Origin of the sequence: Paenibacillus sepulcri (assembly GCF_042647105.1) — a bacterium.
In the GTDB taxonomy this organism is placed as follows: domain Bacteria; phylum Bacillota; class Bacilli; order Paenibacillales; family Paenibacillaceae; genus Paenibacillus_Z; species Paenibacillus_Z sepulcri.
The window spans coordinates 7329150-7350504 of record NZ_JBHRUP010000001.1; the positions used below are offsets into that span (position 1 = coordinate 7329150).

At 52.7% G+C, this 21355-nt stretch carries 15 protein-coding genes; all 15 read left to right on the plus strand.

The genetic code is table 11. The annotated features are described in order from the left end of the window. The first annotated feature begins 134 nt into the window (after positions 1-134). The 15 genes from ACFOLF_RS31865 to ACFOLF_RS31935 all read left to right on the plus strand — a co-directional run bounded on the left by ACFOLF_RS31865 (position 135) and on the right by ACFOLF_RS31935 (position 21341). Positions 135-320 carry a hypothetical protein gene (locus ACFOLF_RS31865; protein ID WP_379113106.1) on the plus strand — a complete coding sequence of 62 codons (186 nt, stop codon included), beginning with the start codon at positions 135-137 and terminating at the stop codon, positions 318-320. Positions 321-459: 139 nt separating this feature from the next. Then, a complete protein-coding gene (locus ACFOLF_RS31870) occupies positions 460-1365 on the plus strand; it encodes a helix-turn-helix transcriptional regulator (RefSeq protein ID WP_379113146.1) in 906 nt (301 codons plus the stop codon). A gap of 140 nt (positions 1366-1505) precedes the next feature. Next, a complete protein-coding gene (locus ACFOLF_RS31875; protein WP_379113109.1) occupies positions 1506-2477 on the plus strand; it encodes a hypothetical protein in 972 nt (323 codons plus the stop codon). Positions 2478-2574: 97 nt separating this feature from the next. Continuing rightward, positions 2575-3552, plus strand: a complete 978-nt coding sequence (locus ACFOLF_RS31880; RefSeq protein WP_210039425.1) for a hypothetical protein — start codon at positions 2575-2577, stop codon at positions 3550-3552. 150 nt (positions 3553-3702) lie between these two features. Next, entirely contained in the window at positions 3703-4128 is a 426-nt protein-coding gene (locus ACFOLF_RS31885; protein ID WP_210039424.1) for a MarR family winged helix-turn-helix transcriptional regulator, read from the plus strand. Positions 4129-4144: 16 nt separating this feature from the next. Beyond that, on the plus strand, positions 4145-5113 hold the full coding sequence (locus tag ACFOLF_RS31890) for a ring-cleaving dioxygenase (RefSeq protein WP_210039423.1): 969 nt from the start codon (positions 4145-4147) through the stop codon (positions 5111-5113). 755 nt (positions 5114-5868) lie between these two features. Further along, positions 5869-7515 carry a response regulator transcription factor gene (locus ACFOLF_RS31895; protein ID WP_210039422.1) on the plus strand — a complete coding sequence of 549 codons (1647 nt, stop codon included), beginning with the start codon at positions 5869-5871 and terminating at the stop codon, positions 7513-7515. 380 nt (positions 7516-7895) lie between these two features. Then, a complete protein-coding gene (locus ACFOLF_RS31900) occupies positions 7896-9692 on the plus strand; it encodes a sensor histidine kinase (protein ID WP_210039421.1) in 1797 nt (598 codons plus the stop codon). 102 nt (positions 9693-9794) lie between these two features. Continuing rightward, positions 9795-10898, plus strand: a complete 1104-nt coding sequence (gene bglB / locus ACFOLF_RS31905; RefSeq protein ID WP_210039420.1) for a beta-galactosidase BglB — start codon at positions 9795-9797, stop codon at positions 10896-10898. After that, on the plus strand, positions 10895-12811 hold the full coding sequence (locus ACFOLF_RS31910; protein ID WP_210039419.1) for a heparinase II/III domain-containing protein: 1917 nt from the start codon (positions 10895-10897) through the stop codon (positions 12809-12811). The genes bglB and ACFOLF_RS31910 overlap by 4 nt, the downstream gene beginning before the upstream one ends. Before the next feature lie 58 nt (positions 12812-12869). Then, positions 12870-14027 carry a trans-sulfuration enzyme family protein gene (locus ACFOLF_RS31915; protein WP_210039418.1) on the plus strand — a complete coding sequence of 386 codons (1158 nt, stop codon included), beginning with the start codon at positions 12870-12872 and terminating at the stop codon, positions 14025-14027. A gap of 432 nt (positions 14028-14459) precedes the next feature. Then, positions 14460-15422: an ABC transporter permease gene (locus ACFOLF_RS31920; protein WP_210039417.1), complete on the plus strand. Its 963-nt coding sequence runs from the start codon at positions 14460-14462 to the stop codon at positions 15420-15422. A gap of 63 nt (positions 15423-15485) precedes the next feature. Then, positions 15486-16409 (plus strand): carbohydrate ABC transporter permease, encoded by a 924-nt coding sequence (locus ACFOLF_RS31925; RefSeq protein WP_210039416.1) that lies wholly within the window; start codon positions 15486-15488, stop codon positions 16407-16409. Positions 16410-16824: 415 nt separating this feature from the next. After that, a complete protein-coding gene (locus ACFOLF_RS31930) occupies positions 16825-18513 on the plus strand; it encodes an extracellular solute-binding protein (RefSeq protein WP_210039415.1) in 1689 nt (562 codons plus the stop codon). A gap of 104 nt (positions 18514-18617) precedes the next feature. Beyond that, positions 18618-21341, plus strand: coding sequence for an alpha-L-rhamnosidase (locus tag ACFOLF_RS31935; RefSeq protein WP_210039414.1), 2724 nt, complete (start codon positions 18618-18620; stop codon positions 21339-21341). Positions 21342-21355 lie beyond the last annotated feature (14 nt).

Consider the following 21355-nt stretch of genomic DNA (forward strand, 5'->3'; position numbering starts at 1 on the left):
GTTTTATAATGAGTGCAAGTGCAGTGAAAGGCGTGATGATCCAGTCAAGCCAGCCGGATTGCCGGATGCCTGCCGGATACAGACCACTTGTGATAGTTAAAAAAAAGAGCTGAGGCATGAAATGGGGTTTACATGTGGCAAAAACAAAAAGAGGCCGTGTGCTGTGGGGTCTGCCCTCGCGCGGCCGGGGAACTTGCCCGGTCTGCAGCCGAACCAGAATAAAACTGCTTTATCCACGGACAAAATCCGATGGAACGCCGGTCAAGGTTTGCAAAAGATGCATCAACGCACCGCAGGAGAAAGTGGAAGCCATCAGCTAGGCTATCCGGAAGGACGGCCCGTTCCCTGGATGGGGCGGGCCTTTTTCCATAAATTCTGCTTGCAAGCAAAGACTGTTCAGTGCTGTAATGGAAGGAAACGGGCATCTGCCGTTAAGGAGGACTGCTGAAAGTGAGCAATATGCATCGGATTCAATGGTTTGACCAGCAGATTATTCTGGGCAGTTACCCGAACAGCACGAAGCTTGCGCAGCAGTTCGAAATTTCCAAACGGCAGGCGCAGCGCGATATTGAATATTTGGAAATGTCACTGCGGGCGCCTTTATTATATGTTGCCAAACACAGGGGCTATTGTTACGAAGACAAAGCCTACGTCCTGCCTCATCTCTATATGACGGGGGACGAGAAGAAGGTGCTGAAATACCTGGCCCACCGGTACCGGAATTACCATTACGATAATGCGGACGCCATCCGCCGGGTGGCGCAGCTGCTTGAGCGTTTTACGGATGAACAGGGGAGCGGCAGCAGCTTTCGCTTGCCCGTTTTTGAAGCTAATCCGCGCATGATGCATAATCTGGAGCTGCTCAGCCATGCCGTCCGGCAGAAGCTTGTCGTTCAGATGACTTATACCGATAATCAGGGAGCCGCCCGGCAAGCTCAACTCTATCCGTTAAAGCTGATTTCCCAAGTGAACGCTGATTATATTGCCGCTTATTGTGCCCGGCAGCGGTTGAAAATAACAGTGCGTCTGGATCAGATTCAGCAGCTCATATTGACAGAGTCGCATTACGAGTATTCCGAGGATATGGAGACGGACGGCACGGACAATCCGCCCCCTGTACTTAAACCTTATACAGCGCGGATACAGATGCTTCGTCCAGTCCATGGCGATACATGGAAGGGCTACCCGATCCTGTCCCGGGATGGACTCCTTTACCGGATATCCTTCTATGATACGGATGCCTTCCTGCAGTATTTGCTTGTAGCAGAATGGAAGGAGCTTGAGTCTCCGCAGTGGCTGAAGAAGAAATTGGCTCATTTGTGTCAACAAACGCTTCAGCGGCTGGGAGTTGTGAAGCGCGAGTGAAGGCGGCCGGTGACAATCCGGCTCAGAGATCCGATCAAGCGGAGAATATGTTAGACCGCCGCGATGCGGAGCCACAGATCATTGCCTGGTAGCTGTGAGCGATGCACGGTGCGCGGTGCGAAAAGAGGGGGCGGGGAATTTTGTCCGGTGTTTATTTGGACCATCTCATCATGAAGCGGGAATCGAAATCGTTCACAGACAGCCTCCATGCCGTATTGACCGCGACCAACCTGTTTACCGGCCCCAAATATATGCTCTCCGGCTATACCGGAATGGCGTTCAAATTCTCTGTTCACGAGCAGCTCCTGCCGATGTCCGTATCTGCTTACGGGCAGTGGGTGACGGAGCATAAGCCTGCCATCGATAATCTGGGCATATGGACAGCGATTGATGGAGGAAGAACGAGGCATGCTACCTTTTCCCATTACCGGCAGGAGGCCGTGAAATGGGTAAGAGAGAGCCTGAACAGGGGCCTAGGCGTTATTTATTGGATTCCTGAATTTGGTGTCATCCACGGGTATGACGATGAGGACGGGATCTTTTATGTACAGGATGGGAGGACGGATGAGGACCGGATTGTGCTGTATGATAATTTCGGCCTTAATTTCACACCCTTCTGGTACTGCCAGAGCTTCGGTGAGAAAGTGGAGATTCCGCAGGAGGATATGATTCTGGAATCCTTCCGGCTGGCAGTATATGACTGGGAAACGCCTTATAAAACGCTGCCTGGACGGGAAATTGCTTCCGGGAAGCTGGCTTATACCTTTCTTACGGAGGCACTTGCGACAGGCGGATATGATGAGCGGGGAGCTGTCTATATTCTGGATTCCTACCTCTATTCCAGGAAGGAAATCAGAGATTATTTGCATGATATTCTGGGGATTTGGCATGAAGCGGACGTGGCCTTCAGTCTCTATGATCGTCTTGTGGGTGAGACGGCCGCTATAGAGAACTGTATCGTGGAGAAGAGAAGCGTGGATCTGATTGCAGCGCTAAAGACTGCCGAAATGCTGGAGCAGCAGGCAATGGAGCTATTCCAGACATTATCCGCCCGATATCCGGATCTGAAACGAACTACAATCCCCAGGTGGGGAGCGCATTCCCCGCGATAATGCAATTTGGATAAGAAGGCCGGAGATAACCGGCGGAGCAGGCGGATATAGTCACGGGAAGCGTAAGCGGCAAGTTTTTAAGGAAGGAGTGATTCAAGTGGGAGCCGTATTATTAACCGGCCAGAGGATGATATTAGAATCCGAATCCTATATCGATGCCATGCACGGGATTTTGTTCCCAATGGGATGGATTGCCTGTTCCAAATCCATGCTTGCGGGGATGAGCGCGGCGGCCTTCCGTTTCACGGTCAACCGGAGGCTGACCCCGGAATCCGTGACAGCATACAACTGGATGGCGGAACATTTTCTGGCTGCGGATTTTCTGGGCGTAACCGCTTCGCAGAATGCCGGATTTTATTTTCAGCCCACGTTCCCGCTCTATCAGAGGCAGGCGGTGGCCGCTATCAAAGACTCCCTTGACCGCGGGACAGGCGCTGTTATCTGGAAAGATAAATTTGTGATAGCCGCGGGCTATGATGATGAGCGGGAAGTGCTCTATATCTCCGATGGCACCGCAGAAGATTATGAGGCGCTGCCGTATGGCGATTTTGGCTGTAACCGATCGCCTTATTGGTATGTTCAGACCTTTGAAACCCGAATCGAATCGGATGAGATGGAGATTTACTTGGAGTCTCTCCTGCAGGCTATCTATAAATGGGAATCCCATGACTTGATGCTGCCTGAGAAGGAGTACGCCTGCGGCCGTTCGGCTTATGGGGCGATCATACACGCTCTTCGCGGCGGTCATTACGATCCAGCCGGACTGAGGGAGATTATCCGCTGTTACGGAGCTGCCAAAAGAGACAGCCATGCTTACATCGCCGCTTTGGAGCGCTGGATGCCGCAGATCCGTGAAGCTGCGAATGCCTATGCGAGGCTGGATTCAATATTCCAACAGCTGGCGATGATTAATGCCGGCATGATGCCGGTCCGGAGATTGAATGCGAGCGAAGCCAAGGATATGATTGATTTGTTTGACGATGCCTTGATGGTGGAAGAGACGGCAATCCGGTCGCTGAAGGGGCTGATGCGTGAAACGGTGGATAACCGGTTCAATGATATCGCCTTGAGGTAATGACGGATAAAGGGATTCCGAAGCCGCCGGCGGAGGATGAGATGGATTGTCTTGTTATCAGTTTAGTTATATACTGACAACAAGTTTAGAAATTATTTTTGTCGGTAATGCTGCAGGAAAGAGGTGAAGCGGGTGCGTGAGGATGCGGACATGAGTGCATTAACCAGGAAGGAAGAACGATTGGGCATCCTGCTGTGGTTTCGGCTGTCCCGTTTTTACAACCGGAGCATCCGCGAAACCAATCACCACTTGAAGAAGTGGAAGCTGACTGCCGCACAGTTCGATGTCCTGGCTCAGGTAGGCGCAGCTGGCAGAATCAGTCAGCAGGAGCTGGCAGAGAAACTGGTCGTCACCAAAGGAAATATCACCCAGCTCATTCACAAGGCGGAGGAGCTTGGACTGATCGGACGTGAGCAGGAATGGAAGACCAAATATATTTCGCTTACAGAAGCCGGGCAGCTTCTTTACAATGAAATTGTTCCGCCCCAGGAGCAGTTTCAGGCATCCCAATTTCAATCATTGGACCAAGGCGAGCAGAAGCTGCTGCTTGAGCTGTTAAGAAAACTAAGAGCGTGAAAGGCGGGGCAATCTCATGAATGTAAAAGGAATTCATCATCTGTCAGCTATGACAGGAAGCGTAGCAGGCAACTATCAATTTTATACGGATGTCCTCGGCATGCGGCTGATTAAGAAAACAGTCAATCAGGACGATACCTCGGCTTATCATTTGTTCTATGGGGATGAACGGGGCAAGCCGGGCACGGAGCTTACCTTCTTTGATTTTCCCGGAATCGGGCCGAACAAAGAAGGGGTGAGCAGTATCTCGGGAACCTCGCTGCGGGTGAAGAATGACGACGCGCTGCGGTACTGGACCGAACGCTTCACTGAGAAAGGCGTCAGGCATTCACCGATTACCGGACATGCGGGCAGGAACGTGATTTTCTTCGAGGATCCGGAAGGCCAGAAGCTGGCGCTGATTTCGGATGAGCATAATGTTGGCGTGGAGGGCGGGATACCCTGGGACAAGAGCCCTGTTCCCATTGCCTACGGCATTACGGGACTTGGTCCCGTGAAGCTCACGGTCCGTAAGCCGGATGCTACGCTAGGGGCGCTTCGGCTTCTTGGCTTCACGGAGAAGAGCCGGGTGCCGGCGCTGGTTGAAGGGCAGGAGGATATTATCATTATGCAGGTAGGGGACGGCGGCTCCGGCGCCGAGGTGCAGGTCGAGCCGCGCAGCGATTTGTCTGCAGCCAGTCTGGGCAGAGGCGGCGTTCACCACGTTGCATTCCGGATTGAAGACAAGGAAGAGCTCATGGAATGGATCGGCATCCTGAATCAGGCGGGTCTGCATAACTCCGGTTTCGTGGAGAGATATTATTTCCGCTCCCTATATTTCCGCGAACCGAACGGCATCCTGTTCGAGCTGGCTACCGATGGTCCCGGCTTCGCGACGGATGAACCGTTCGAGACCCTGGGCGAATCGCTGGCGCTGCCGCCATTTCTGGAGAATCAGCGCCAATCCATTGAAGCCAAACTGAAGCCGCTGGACACGAAACGTTAATGTCCAGGCCTTCGCGTCCTGAGCCGCTTGCTGCGAGCGTTAAGGCTAGATCTCTTTTGTCCAGTCGGGGACTGTCCCAATAGACATTTTTGCTTTTTATGAATACCGGCTCTGATATTCCAATAGACGCTTCCACCGCCACTCTACCCGTGGTTTTGGAGGCGTCTTTGCGTTGTTGTGCGGGGCTAGAATTGCTTGCTGTTGTTTGGGGAGTCTTTTTGAGAGTTCCCCTTTGATGCGTGGAAGCGACGGCGATAGCGCCGGCCTTACTGCAGCGCCGAGTTGGCGCTCTCCCTGCCCAACCGGCAGCTCCAGGAAGGAAAAACCGGCTTACACGCTAATGAGCCCCGGCATCGGCCATGTAAGCCGGAAAAACCCTCACTACAGCACCGATTCGGCGCTCTCCCGGCCCAACTGGCAGCTCCAGGAAGGAAAAACCGGCTTACACGCCAATGAGCCCCGGCATCGGCCACGTAAGCCGGAAAAACCTCGCTGCAGCTCTTCCGATCGTCCCGGTGCGTCTCCAAACTTGTCAATCAAAGTTGTGGAAGAAGCTCATGTGACGGCAAAAAATTCTACTCTTCATATCAGACAAGGTTGATTTCACATGTAAGTCTTTCACTATTTTATTATTTTCAAAGGGGGGGACTATTCCGCTTCTGAGGGCGACAGGGCCATTTCTTCCCGAAGTATGGGAAAAAGCGGTTGACTTCGGTTATAATCGTGCTAACTGGTAAACGTGAGGAGGAAATCCTGTGAAAAAACGTGTGGTAGTGATAGACGACAAGCCGCTCATTCGGCAGGCAATCGTGCAGACGATCGATTGGAACAAGCTGAACTGCACGGTTGTCGGGCAGGCGGAGGACGGGATCGAGGGGAAGCAGGTCATTCTGGTCAACAAGCCGGATATATTGATCACGGATATCAAGATGCCCGGACTCAGCGGGCTGGACCTCGCCGAGCTGATGCAATCGTCCTTCCCGCTGTCCAAAACGATTTTGATAACCGGCTACCAGGATTTCGACTATGCACAGCGGGCTGTCCGGCTTGGCGCCTATGATTTTATCGTCAAGCCTGTGCGTAATGACGAACTGGAGCGGGTAATCGCGCTCGCCGTGATGGAGCTGGAGAACCGGCATTTGGAATTGAGCCTGAATGAGAATATGACCGAAGCGATCAACAGACTGGAAGAGCGTCATCAAAGCTCGCTGCCCTTCCTGCGGAGCAAATTTATTTCCGAGCAGATCGGCGGCGCACGGGCATCGGAGACGGAAGCGTATATCATCAGCGAGCAGTTGGGCATCTCATGCAGCCGCATCGCTGTTCTGATCGTGCGCTCCAAGCAGACATTCGCTACGCTGCAGGGTGCGGACAGTGCCAGAATCAGGCTGGGCATGCAGGCCAAGCTCACAGATATGGCAAGGCAGTCGGCAGCCAAACGGGACTTTGAGATCATCGAGTCGCTCCATCAGGATGACCTTGTATTAGCTGGTCTATTCCCCCGAGCACTGCCTCCGCGAGAGATCAAAATGAAGCTTCAGGCCGTATGCCAGGAGCTGATCGAGCAAGCCAGAGAACAGTACGGACTGCTGTGCTGTATTGCCGTCAGCTCGCAGTATAAGCAGCTGAGGGAGCTGCCCGAAGCGTTTGCCGAAGCATCAACACTGATGGACAGCAGCTTTTTTCGGGCGGAGGAGCCTGTTCTGTTCCCGGAAAACGGTCATGCGGCCGGGGAAATGGGCAAGCAATCCATTATCCGTGATTTGGAGCAGTTCAACCAGATGCTTGAGCATGCGACCAGCGGGGAAATGATCAAGCATCTGGAGAAGGTGCTTGAACAAATCAGGGGCTACAGCGAGGGCAATATCCTGGTTGCCAAGGGACTGCTGTCCGATGTCTGCCTCGTAGCGGCCCGTTATTACTTCCGTCTGACCGGAGATGAATTCGGGATGAACAAACGGATTGATGAAATCTTGGATGATGTTTACCGTCTGCCGAATATGCAGGCAGCTTCCGATTATTTGGCCTTATTCGTTAAGGGGATCAAGACCAAGCTGGAGAATGGCGACAAGGAATACAGTCTGGTCGTCAAGAAGTCCGTTGATTATATTAACAACCATTTCGCAGAGAACCTGAGTCTGACACTCGTAGCCGACCATCTCGGCATCAGCTCCAGCTATTTGAGCCGCCTGCTGCGCATGGAAACGGGCATTAATTTTGTCGATCTGGTCTATAAAGCGAGAATTGAAGCGGCCAAACGGCTGCTCAAGGATCCGAAGAACAAAGTCAACGAGGTCGGTGAAATGGTCGGCTACAAGGAATACGCCTATTTCTATCAGGTATTCAAAAAAATCGAGGGCATCTCTCCCAAGGAATACAAGAACAGGGGCAGCGAGATGTAGATGGGCGGCTGCTTGCAGCACAGGGGCTGTGAGATGTAGACCAGCGGCTGCTTTGCCGCATGAGGTTGACAGCCAACACGCACCGTCACACCTAGGGCAGAGTACCGAAAGTACCTCGTCAATGTATCATTATGAATATTTGATCTATTAGTCGCACCTAGTGCGAGGCACCGGAAATACCTCTCAGGACTGCACTGTTCCGTCCATACCCGCCACAGGTTTATAACTATCGAATCTCAATGACAAACAATCCAGCTAAATGATAACGTTTACATGAAATGCGTGGTAATTGTTCGTACCAAGCCAGCCGAACAATTTCGTACAGGAAAGCGGCAGCAGCCGCTGTCTGGATTCATATTCTTCAGCCGGGGGTGGCGCTGTTGCGCACCATCATCAATTATTTTATCAATGCCAAGCTGAGAACCAAATTTCTGATCTCGTTCACGGCGATCATCCTGGTTACGGTGCTCATGATCAGCGGAATCAATTATTTTGTCTCCGTCGGGGCAATCAAGCGGAATTCGGGGGAGTTCTCGGAGTATCTGATCGGCCAGATCTGCATCAATCTGGAGAAGCGCACGACGGATATTGAAGAAGTCGCGTTTCAGCAGTTCCGTAATTCCAGTCTGAATGAAAAGCTGGGCCAGAAGGCGGTCACGGCAGAGGAAATCTATGTGAGAGACAAATATGTGACGGATTTTCTTAGCGAGCTGCTGTTTACAAAGGATACGTTCTTATCCGTACTGATCCTCGATGTCAACGACAAGCGGTATTCGATTGAACGCAATATGTTCCAGAACTACAACGAGAAGCTCATGGAGCGGCTTGATATGGACAGCATCCGCGATAAACGGGGGAAAGCGGCCTGGTTTCAGGGCGATAACGGCACCATATTCATGGCCCGGGCGCTTTATGATATCAGCACCTACAAATATATCGGACTGATCGCGATCGGCCTTGAGAGCAGCTATGTCAACAGCATCATCACCAATGTCCATACGCTGATGGACGGTGATATTCTGATTTTGAATGAAAATAATGAGCTGTTTGTACCGGGGGAGAAGGACACTACGGAGCTCGCCCGATATTATCTGGAGAACAAGCTGTACCTGTTTGATTCAGCCAAAAATGGATTTACGTTCGGCGGCCGGCATTATATTTCCACGCTGATCTCAACGGTATACGACAAATGGAAAATCGTTCAGATCATCGATGTCGGCCAGCTGACCCGGGGCACCGACAGCATCAAATATTGGACCATCAGCACCATTCTGGTGTCGCTGTTTATCGCTTTTCTGATGGCGGCGTTCATCTCCAAGAACATTACGGCGAATATCAGGCTGCTGCTGCAGAGCATGTCCAGCTTCTCGCTGGATTTCAATCATCATGTCATTGTGCCAAAAAGCCGCGACGAGGTGGGGCTGCTTGCCGCCAAATTCAACTCCATGGCCGAGAAGATCAACGATCTGTTCAATTCGGTCTACCGCGAGAAGCTGCTGAAGCAGAAAGCGGAGTACCGGACGCTTCAGTTTGAGTACAAGGCGCTGCAGGCGCAGATGAACCCGCATTTTCTCTACAACACGCTGGAATCGATATACAGTATGGCCAAAATCAAAGGCGAGGACGAGATCGGCGAGATGGTTTATCTGCTGGGCAAGCTGCTGCGCGAAAGCATCGGCAAGAAGGGGGATGTGCTGGCGCTGCAGGAGGAGATTGCTTTTATCCAGAGCTATCTGTCCATCCACAAAATCATCTATGGGGACAAAATCGAGGTAATTTACCGGTTTGACGAGAGGCTGATGGATTCCCGCGTGCCCAAATTCATCTTGCAGCCGCTAATCGAGAATTCTATTATTCACGGTATCGAGGAGAAGCCGGGCAAAGGCATTATCGAGATAGACTGCTGGTCCGAGCAGGGTGATCTGCTGATTGAAGTGAGTGACAACGGCGTAGGGATGGAATCCGAAATGGTCGAGCGGCTGCTGGCCCCCGAGCTGTACGGTCACTATCTGGAGAAAAACAGGCATACCAATGTGGGCATCATCAGCGTCCATAAACGGATCCGGATTTTGTACGGCGATCAATACGGCCTGACTATAAACAGCGCCGTCGGTGAGGGAACGAAGATCCGGATCCGGCTGCCTGTACTGCACGAAAGTGAGGAGAAATCATCTTGACCCGTGTCAAAATAGCTAATATAAACGCAAGAATCTCCAATAGTAAACGCTTGCATTTCTTGTAAAATGGGAGTTGATCAAGCGTTGAAGGGAGTGGGATGAATGATCGGGGCTTTAACAAGGGCTGAAATTGAGGGCACGATCGATCACGTACTGCATGGCATGAGGAACCTGAAGCCGACCATCAAGGAGAACGTCAAGGACAGCATCATCTCGATGGATGTGTGGGACTGGTCTCAGGGCGTCGGCCTGTTCGCTCTTTATCTGTATTACAAGGAAACCGGCAGGAAAGAAATCCTGGACGAACTGACAGCGTGGTTTGACCGCCATATTGCGAAGGGGCTGCCGGGCAAAAATGTCAATACGATGTGCCCGCTGCTGACGATGAGTTATCTTTATGAAGAGCTCAGGCGGCCGGATTATCTGGAAATATGCCGGGAATGGGCCGAATATGTCCAGGAGGACATGCCGCGCACGCCGGAGGATGGAATCTCCCATCTGACTGTAACGAGCGCGAATGAAGGCCAGCTATGGGACGATACGCTGTATATGACCGTGCTGTTTCTGGGGCGGATGGGCGTGCTGCTGGGCCGGGACGATTATGTGCAGGAGAGCATGCACCAGTTTCTCGTCCACCTCAAATATTTGACCGATGTCCGCAGCGGCCTGTTCTATCATGGCTGGACTTTTATGGAGAACAATCATTTTGCCGGAGCCCTCTGGGGACGCGGGAATGCCTGGTATACCGCTGGTCTGGTGGATTATCTGGATATCGTGCCGGTCCCGGGAGGGGTGAGAAAGTTCCTGGTTACTTCGCTGGAGCGGCAGGTCGGGACGCTCGCCAGCCTGCAGACGGAAGAGGGCATGTGGCATACGCTGCTTGACGATTCAAGCTCCTATGTAGAGAGCTCGGCGACAGCGGGTTTCGCTTACGGGATTCTGAAAGCGGTGCGCAAGGGCTATCTACCGGCCAAATACCGCGAAGTCGGGCTGAAGGCGATGCAGGCGGTAATGAGCCGCATCGACATTGAGGGCATGGTGCAGGAGGTTTCCTACGGCACCTGTGTCGGCGATACAATGCAGGATTACAAGGATATTTCGGTCTGCCCGATGCCTTATGGACAGGCAATGACGTTATTGATGCTGGTGGAGAGCCTGAAGCACCGGGATCGGCAGCTTGAGCCCGAGAGGAGAACAGCCGAATGAAGGATACGATGAATCTGGTAGAGGACTGGCAGGTCGTGCGGGATAAAATCAAAACGCATTCATGGGCCCGCCAGATCGTAGACAGGATGAAGCCGGTCACCGACCAATGGGTCGCCCGCTACGAGGACGATGCCTCCCGGGTTGCCGGCTGGGGCCATCATTATTTCTGCGACCAATGTTTTGCTGCGCTTATCTTTGATCCGGAGAAGCCGCATGAGCATAAATGCAGCGGCTGCGGCCGCCTGCGCGCAGCCCAGGAGGTGGATGATGCCTGGTGCTATATGTACCGCGCAAACGTATGCTCGCAGGTGTTTTCGGCAGCCGTGCTGCACAACCTGTACGGCGGTTCTGCCTACATGGCGTTTATCCGCAAGGTGCTCGGCTTCCTCAGTGACAATTATGGCAGCTTCAGCGTCCGGACACCGCCAAGACAGGAAGGGCGTTTCTCCGGTACGGATCTGACGGACGGGGTATGCGTGATATGGCTGCTCAACGGCATGGAGCTGGTGCGGGATGAATTTACGATGGATGAGCTGGAGACGTACAAGCGCCGCTTCTTCCTTCCCGAGGCCGAGTTTCTGATCGAGAAGGTCGGCGTCACACCGAATATTATTTGCTGGATGAAAGCGGCGGCGGGTATGATCGGCCTGTTCTTCAATGAGCGCAAATGGTGCGAGCTGGCTGCGGAGGGCGAATACGGGATCAAGAAAAAGCTGTCCGACGGCCTGCTTCCCCAGGGCTTCTGGTATGAAGCCTCCTTCCATTATCATTTCTACTGCGCGGAAGGGATGACCTACTATCTGGCTTTCTGCAAACTTTATGGCTATGAATTTCCCGAGATGGAAGACGCCCTGCTGAGAATGTACCGGTATCCGGTCATGTATGCCTTCCCGAACGGCGAATTTCCGAACCCGAATGATGGCTGGCCGCTGCTGAAGTTCGGCAACTATGCCCATCAGTATGAATGGATTCGCAATATTCATGATGAAGCCGCCTATCGTTATGCCCTTGCCCAATGCTACGACAAGGAGGATACCGGCAGGGCGGATGCCAATATCGGCGGCGTATCCAGACTGCTGTTCGGCAGGAATTGGGAGGAGGAACGGTTCGACGGGGAGCTTCGGGGAAAAGGACTGCCGGACGCAGAGTCGCGGGTGGATCCGGATATACATTTTGCCCTGTTGCAAAATGGAGATGCGTCCGTCTTCCTCAAATATGGATTTGTTCTGCGGGGCCATTCCCATGCCGACATTATGAACTTTGAGCTGTTCTATAAGGACGAAGTCATCTCCCGGGATATTTCCAACAGCGGTTACGGCTCAGACTTGTTCCGTGAATGGCAGCGCAAAACAATCGCCCATAATTCAGTCATGGTCGACAAGCTGAATCAGCCGAACCGGCCGGTGGGCCGTATCGAGGAATTCGACAGGGAGAACAGCAGCTGTAGGGTGGCGGCCGATGATGTCTATGACGGCATCCATTACGCCCGCCGTCTCCAGCTTCATGAAGACCGGCTGGAGGACGAGTTTCAGGCGATCCCTGCGCCGGGACATGAAGAGGAGCATGTCTTCGACTGGCTTTTCCACTGCTCAGGCGAGCCGCAATCGGACCTGAACTTTAGCGAAACCGACCCGCCCGGCGATGCGGATGGCTATCAGCTCATGCTGGAAACCATGGTCTGCGATACGGACAGCGACTGGGAAGTAAGCTGGACAATGCCCGATAAACAGCTGACCCTGAAGATGGAGGGCAGTCCGGGAACAACCGTATATCTGTTCAGGGGATATGAGCACCGGCTTGATGTAATGCGCTGGGGCGTCATGGTCAGACGGCGCGGCACCGCTGCGGCTTATAAAGCGGAATACAGCTTTTCGAGCAGGATGAACGATTCCTCACAATTGCATATGAAATGACAGGAAGAAGGCGTCCCGAATCAACTCGGGCGCCTTTCTCGCGGAGGGAAGTGGAACAATGGACGATAACAGACCTGCTTTAACCAAGGAAGAGATATGTACGCATTATGGCGATGATTACGACCGGTATCTGGGAGCCATTGTCCCGCCTATTTTTCAGAACTCGCTCTTTACACGCAAAACGATCAACCATGGTTATACTTACACCCGCGTGTCCAATCCAACCACTGAGATCGCGGAGAAGAAGATCGCTGCACTGGAGGAAGGGGAGGAAGCCAGATGCTTCTCGTCCGGTATGGCTGCCATTACGGCAGCGCTGATGAGCGTATTGGAGAAAGACAGCCATATCATCTGTCCACGGAATGTCTATCCGCCGACGAAGGGGTTCCTGGAATCCTATATGACAAAGTTCGGCATCGAAACAACATTCGTATCCGGCGAGAGCACGGATGAGATTGAAGCGGCGCTTCGTCCCCACACCAAAGCGATCTATCTGGAAACGCCTTTATCGAATGTGTTTACGCTGCAGGATCTGAAGGCCATTGCGGGCATTGCCAAAGCCAGAGGGATTGTGACCATCGTCGACAATACATGGGCAACTCCGCTCTATCAGAATCCGATTGCCTTCGGGATCGATATTGTTGTACACTCCGCCACCAAATATATGGGCGGGCACAGCGATATTCTTGCGGGCGTGATGATCGGCCGCAAAACGCTTATGGAAGAAATCACCCACCGGGAGCGGGGGATGTTCGGCGCTGTGATGGATCCCCATCAGGCCTGGCTGCTGATCCGTGGCCTTCGGACCCTGCCTGTCCGGATGCGCCAGCATCAGGAGAATGCCGGGAAGGTGGCCGCATTTCTGGAGGGGCATCCCATGGTGGAGCGCGTGCTTTATCCGGGACTTGCGAGCCATCCGCAGTATGAGCTGGCGAAGAGTCAGATGTCCGGAACCTCGGGGCTGTTCAGCTTCGTGCCGAGGGGAGACCGGGAGCAGATTACGGGCTTCATGAAGCGGCTGCGGCTGTTCGAGGAGGGACCAAGCTGGGGCGGCTTCGAAAGTCTGATTAATTCGCCCGGCCTGTGGCTGAGCGAAGCAGCATCCAGGGAGAGCGGCATCCCTCAGGGCCTGGTGCGAATCTCGATCGGGCTGGAAAATGCGGACTCGCTGATGGAGGATTTGGATGCCTCATTAAACAAAATCACCGGTGTATAGAGAAGACCGGCGATTAACAGTCGCAGCAGATGGAGACAGTTTAAGAAGCGTATGCCCAAAGCTTTCTGCAAGAAAGCTGCCTCGGAAGCATCCACTTTCGTACCTTTCTACCCCGAATCTAACAGATAGGGTTCAAAACCAGTCATATTGACACCGTGGTTGGTTTTGAACCAAGGTGACAAAGCTGTCCACAACCCATACCGTTTATAGCTTTGCACCGGGCCATCCATAAACCAAAAGTTCAGGGGTACAACAGCTTTTCGGCAAGTGACAAGCGGTAAACCCGCTTATAACACCCTGCGCATATCGGAAGACATTTTCCGCATGCGCAGCTCACAGCAAGAAAACTAATAAAATGTAAAGATAGACTCATTTAAAACGCCTACGGCAGGCTTTACAATAAGACTATCCTATCAGGAAGGCAGGAATTCTATGGAAGCGCAAACAAAAGCAAATACTGAGCTGCCACTGGGCATAGCTGCGAGTAAACAGAGTTCTCTGTGGAAAAGAATCCGAAAAAATCTCGACCTCTATATCTGCTTGAGCCCCGGTTTAATCTTCTTCTTTATATTTGCCTATATACCGATGTTCGGTCTTCTGATTGCCTTCAAGGACTACAACATGTTCAAGGGCGTACTGGAAAGTCCGTGGAACCATTTTCAATCGTTCAGGGATATGGTCAATCTGCCGGATTTCTATAAAATCGTACGGAACACACTGATGCTCAATGTGCTGGGGCTGGTGTTCGGATTCCCGGCTCCGATTATTTTGGCCATCATGCTCAACGAAGTCCGGAACAAATATTTCAAGCGGATTTCGCAATCGCTGCTGTACCTGCCGCATTTTATGTCCTGGGTGCTGATGGGCGGGATGATCTATGCGCTGCTTTCGCCCAAGTACGGCATCGTTAACCAGGTGCTGCAGTGGATGGGCATGGAGCCGATTTATTTTATGGCCAGCAACAACTGGTGGGTCAGCGTCTTTGTCGGTTCCGGCATCTGGAGCGGAGTTGGCTGGGGAACGATTATTTATCTGGCAGCCATGACGACGCTTGATCCTCACTTGTACGAAGCGGCCTCGATTGACGGAGCAGGCAGATGGAAGAAAATGATCAATATCACCATTCCCGGCATCATGCCAACCGTCATTATTCTGCTCATTCTGAATGTCGGCCACATGGTATCCATCGGCTTCGAGCAGCCTTATGCCTTAATGAACCCGCTGGTCATGGATGTCGCTGATGTTCTCAGCACCTATATATACGATCTTGGAATCAGGCAGGGCGGATTCGGTCTGACGACCGCAATCGGGATGGTGCAATCGGTCGTTAACCTGATGCTGATCATTGCTGCAAACTATGCCGCCAATAAGATGGGCCGCGAAGGAATCTGGTAACGGAGCGGGCGGCAGCTGGAACATTTATGGAACTGGAATCAAGTCGTATAAAGGAGTGAGCCTATGGCAGAGCAAGCGGAGTCTACAGGTAAAAACAAATATCGCCGGACGCGAAAATACTCGTTCTGGGACGTTTCGTTCCATGTCATCAACTATTCTTTGATTACGATCATCGCTTTTGTCTGTATCTTTCCTTTCATCAATACCTTTGCCAATGCCTTCAGCAGCAGCCATGCCATTCAGTCAGGCAAGGTTATCCTGTGGCCGGTTGATTTTCAGCTGGATGCCATGAAATCGGTGTTCTGGGACAATAATGTCATCCGTTCGCTGCTGGTCACCATTTACGTTACGGCGGTCGGGACAACGATCAATATGGTGTTCACGATTCTTACGGCGTATCCGCTTTCCCGCAAGGATCTGGTTGGGCGCAAATATTTCATGAACTATATGATATTCACGATGATGTTCAGCGGGGGGCTTATTCCCGGCTACCTGCTCATCAAATATTTGGGCATGCTCAATACCCTCTGGGCCCTTATGATTCCCGGCGCAATCAGCGCGTTTAATGTCATCATAATGAAATCCTTCTTTCAAAATATGCCGGAGGAGCTGCGCGAGGCCGCCGTTATGGACGGCTGCGGAAATATCCGCTACATGCTGCGCATCGTGCTGCCGCTCTCCGGGGCCGTAATGGCGACAATCGGCCTGTTCTATGCGGTTGGACACTGGAACAGCTACATGAACGCGATTATTCTGATCGACAACTCCGATCTGTTTACGCTGCAGGTACGATTGCGCAACATTTTGCTCCTCTCGCAAATGGATACCTCGCTTGAAGTCATGCAGCAGCAGGGCAAGCTTCAGGTCATTGAGGAGTCCTTAAAAGCCGCCACAGCCATCTTCGCGACGGTGCCGATTCTGATCGTATATCCGTTCCTGCAAAAATATTTTGTCAAAGGCTCCTTTCTTGGCTCTGTAAAAGGGTAACCTCCCGATACGCCCGGCAGGACCGGACAGCTCCCCCAAGAGCCATCCGTCTCATACATGAAGAAACGGCTCTCGCCGTCCTTGGGGGCAGAGTTAGGATTCTTCCTCAGAAATATAAGCAAAGTATGATGGAGTCTGATGCTTTCTTATATTTCAAGAAGAAACGGCTCTCGCCGTCCTTGGGGGCAGAGTCAGGATTCTTCCTCAGAAATATAAGCAAAGTATGATGGAGTCTAATACTTTCTTATATTTCAAGAAGAAACGGCTCTCGCCGTCCTTGGAGGCAGAGTCAGGATTCTTCCTCAGAAATATAAGCAAAGTATGATGGAGTCTAATACTTTCTTATATTTCATTACTCCTGTGGCAGTAGACAGATGAAATGATGTTTTTACCAAATTCATGAGGAGGAAAGACAATGGTCAATGTACGTAAAGGGGTCAGGGTCAGCCTGACATGCTTCCTGGTGTTCACGCTTCTGCTGCTGGCCGCATGCTCGAATTCGGGCAAGAACGAAGGGAATACCAGCTCCGGAGCTGCCAATACGCCGGAGCAGACCAACACAAACACAGGGGGCACGGATGAGCCGGAGCCTTCGGATGAGCCCGTCAAGCAGGTCAAGCTGCGCGTTATGATATATGATCGCGGGAACGCACCGGAGGGCATGAAGCTGACAGATGCTCCGCTTGTCAAATGGGCCCAGGAGCAGGTGAAGCCGCTTGGCATCGACCTGGAGATGGTGCCTGTTGCACGGGCGGAAGCCGAGAATAAACTGAATGTCTGGCTTGCCTCCGGTGAGGCGCCGGATATTATATTCACCTATGACACCAATACGCTCTTCAAGTATGCCCAGCAGGGCGGGATCTGGGAGTTGGACGATCTGCTGAAGGAGTACGGTCCGCAGATTACCGCGAATAATCAAAAAGCGCTGGATCAAGCCGGCACCTACGAAGGTAAACGCTTTGCCATTACGGCGCTCAGAGCGAACCCGAATGTCGGAGCGGTTTTCAAAATCCGCCAGGACTGGCTGGATAAACTGAATATGAAGGCGCCGACGACTGTCGATGAGCTCTATCAGGTGCTCAAAGCGTTCAAGGAAAAGGATCCCGGCAACGTAGGCAAGGACAAAGTCGTGCCTTACGCCTTTCCGGCTATCGGCAAAGCATTCATGTATGCGCTGTCCTCGGCATTCGGGATTAATCCGAAGCTGATGAGCAACGGTACGGACCTGGCAGGAGGGGTATGGGAGAATGACAAGTTCATCTCCAATATTGCTGCGCCGGGCGCCCGTGATATGTTCAAATTCCTGAACAAGCTTTACGTGGAAGGTTTGATCCCCAAAGAGTTCGGTACGGATGTGAACAATCAGCAGCTTAATCAATATATTGCTCAAGGCGTGGCCGGCTTCATGGAGAACAATGACTCCGGCTGGGCATTGACCGACTCTACGATGAAAGCGGTGCCGGACGCCAGATGGATGCCGATCGACCCGCTCATCAGCTCGGATGGCAAACAATATGCCGGGGGCGCTGCGGACTACGGGATGTTCATAATGGTGCCCAAAGCCAGCAAAGAGGAACAAGCGATTGCCGCGATGAAATATTTGAACTGGATGGCGGATCCCGAAGTCATCAAGACCCTGCAATCCGGCATTGAAGGAACGCACTACACCCTTGATGCCGATGGCATTCAAATACCGATCGATCCCGAGAAAAACGCAAGGGAAGTGACATGGTATGCCGGAAGCGGGGATCTCGCGATTATCCAGCAGGGACAGCCGTTAAGCTCTTATGACACTTTGAAAATACTGGGCGAGAAAGGCAAGCTGTTCGATCCTGAATATTATGCGGCCGTGAACACCAAATATAATGATATTTTTGCCAAATACACGCCGAAGACGGTTGAGATTACGGATCCAAGGCCGTTTGCGCAGAAAAATCAGGAAACAATCAAGAAATTCATCAATGAATCGATAACCAAGATCATCGTTTCCTCCGATCCGGACAAAGAATACGATGCCATGATCGAAGGCTGGAAAAAGCTTGGCGGTGAAGAATACGACAACGAATTAACGGAAGCCTACAAAAAAGTCAACTACCAGCCGTAATCGCCGTCATGCAGGAAAGTGCCGTGAGACCGCTGACTTCTTAAGCGGTCTCTTCGCATCGAAGCACGGTGAAGAAGAGAATCAGGCCGAAGGAGGAGAAGCGAATGGTTTTGCATGCATATAATCTCCGCGCCGAATACCTGCTGAACCCGGCCGGAATCGATGTCCCGGAGCCGAGGCTCGGCTGGATGCTGGATTCAGCCGGACGCGGCTCGGGCCAAACCGCTTACCGCATTCTGGCGGCATCAAGCCGGCAGCAGCTGGACCAGGATACCGGAGATATGTGGGACAGCGGCAGGGTCCAGTCGGATCTGTCGAATCCCATTCCATATGAAGGCCGGGAGCTGGCTTCCGGCTGTGAATATGTATGGAAGGTGAAGGTCTGGGATCAGACAGGGCAGGAATCGCCATGGAGCGGGACGGCCCATTGGTCCATGGGACTGCTCTCCCGCAAGGAATGGCAGGGCGAATGGATCGGTCTGAAATCAGGCCATCAGCCGACTCATGAACGGCCCAAGCCGGCCGTTTATTTGCGCGGAACCTTCGAGGCCCGCCGGCAGATCAGGAAAGCCGTGCTGTATGCGGCGGCTCTTGGCGCTTACGAGCTCTATGTCAATGGAAGCCGCATCGGGGAAGACATCCTCGCGCCGGAATGGACGGATTATAATATCCGCCTCCAGTACCAGGCTTACGATGTGACCGCAGCGCTTGCCGGTGGCGAGAATGCGCTGGGTGTTCTGCTCGGACATGGCTGGTATTCCGGCTATATCGGCATGTATGGCTACCAGCGCTACGGCAAGGATCCGCGCATTCTGCTGCAGCTGAATGTGGACTATGAAGACGGTTCTTCGCAATCGGTCGTTTCCGGGCCCTCATGGAAGGCTTCGTTCGGTCCGCTGCTGGCAACCGATTTTCATATGGGGGAGACTTATGACGCCCGGCTTGAAATGCCCGGATGGGAGGACCGGGGCTATGATGATTCGGCCTGGAGCAAAGCGGATATTTTCTACGATTATAAAGGCCGGATCGTATCGGGTCTGTGTCCGCCAATCCGCAGTGTGAAGAAGCTTGCTCCTGTGTCGATGACGGTGATGGAAAGCGGCAGCCGGATCGTGGATATGGGACAGAACATGGTAGGTTATTTGCGGATTCAAATGCGCGGGAAAACCGGAACCACCATTATACTGCGTCATGGGGAAGCTCTGGATGCGCAAGGCAGACTCTATACGGAGAATCTGCGTTTATCCAGGCAAATTGATACTTATGTGCTGAAGGGCAGTCCGGATGGCGAGATTTATGAGGCTCATTTTACGCTGCATGGATTTCGTTATGCGGAAATAAGCAGCGATGATGACGGGGATCTGGAGCTTACGGATATTACCGGTATTGTGGTCCATTCAGACCTTGCTCAAACCGGGTTCATGGATACGTCCATTCCGCTGCTTAATCAGCTGCTGCAAAATATTGAATGGACACAGCGGGGCAACTTCGTCAGTGTGCCGACCGACTGCCCGCAGCGGGATGAACGACTTGGCTGGAGCGGGGATGCCCAGGTATTCTTCCGGACGGCTAGCTATCTGATGGACACCGCCCCTTTCTTCAGCAAATGGCTGACGGACTTGACGGATGCGCAGCGGCCGACGGGAGCTTTTACGGATTTTGCCCCGTTTATCGCGGGAGGCAAAACGGAGCATGGCGGGGATATGACCTATGATCACACAGCCTCTGCCGGATGGGGAGACGCAGGCATTCTCGTTCCCTGGATGATGTATCAGGTTTATGGAGATGCGGCCATCATCAAGCGGCAATATGATGCCATGACCAGCTGGATCGGGTTCCTGAGCGACCTGCATCCCGGTCATCTGCGTGAGGATCTGCCGCAGTTCGGCGATTGGCTCTCCATGGCGGAAGCGCGGGGAGCGGATGATTATCCCAATACCTCCATCCATTCCACGACCCCTTATGACGTCTTCGCGACGGCCTATTATGCCTACTCGGTGCAGCTGATGGCGCGAATGGCCACCCTGATTGGAAAAGCCGAAGACGCCTTGCGGTTTGAAAAGCTGCATACCGAAGTAAGAGCGGCTTTTAATGACGCTTATGTGAATGGAGAAGGGAAGATCAAAGGAGATACGCAGTCGGTTTACGCGCTGGCTTTATCCATGAATCTGCTGCCGGAGGAGAAAAGGGCGTACGCGGTCAACCGCATTCTGTACCTGCTGGAAGAGAGCGATTGGCATATGTCGACAGGCATTCATGGCACCAAATATCTGCTGACGGTGCTGGTGGAGGCCGGTCACGAGGAGATTGCTTACCGGCTGCTGAACCAGCAAAGCTATCCGTCCTGGTATTATTCCATTTTGCAGGGTGCGACGACGATCTGGGAACGCTGGGATGGCTGGACGGAAGCGAAGGGTTTTCAAAGGCCGGGAATGAATTCCTTCAACCATTATGCACTGGGTTCTGTAGGCGAATGGATCTACCGGTTCGTCGGCGGGATTGATCTGGATGAGGAGCAGCCGGGCTACAAGCATATCCGCATTCATCCCCGGATTGGAGGCGGGCTTGATTATGTGAACTGCCTCTACGAATCCGTCCGGGGACCGATTGTCTGCAATTGGCGGGTCAACGGATCGGAGCTGCATATGCATGTCCGCATTCCTGCCAACACGACCGCGACTATACGGATTCCGCGGCTTCCGGGGCAGCAGGTGCTTGAGAACGGAGCGGAACTGGAGCAGGCCGAGGGCATTGCCGTTGCCGGAGAACAGCCGGATCATCTTCTTCTGCAAGCGGGATCGGGACAATATCAGTTTGTTGTTTCTTAACTTGAAGAGAGGAG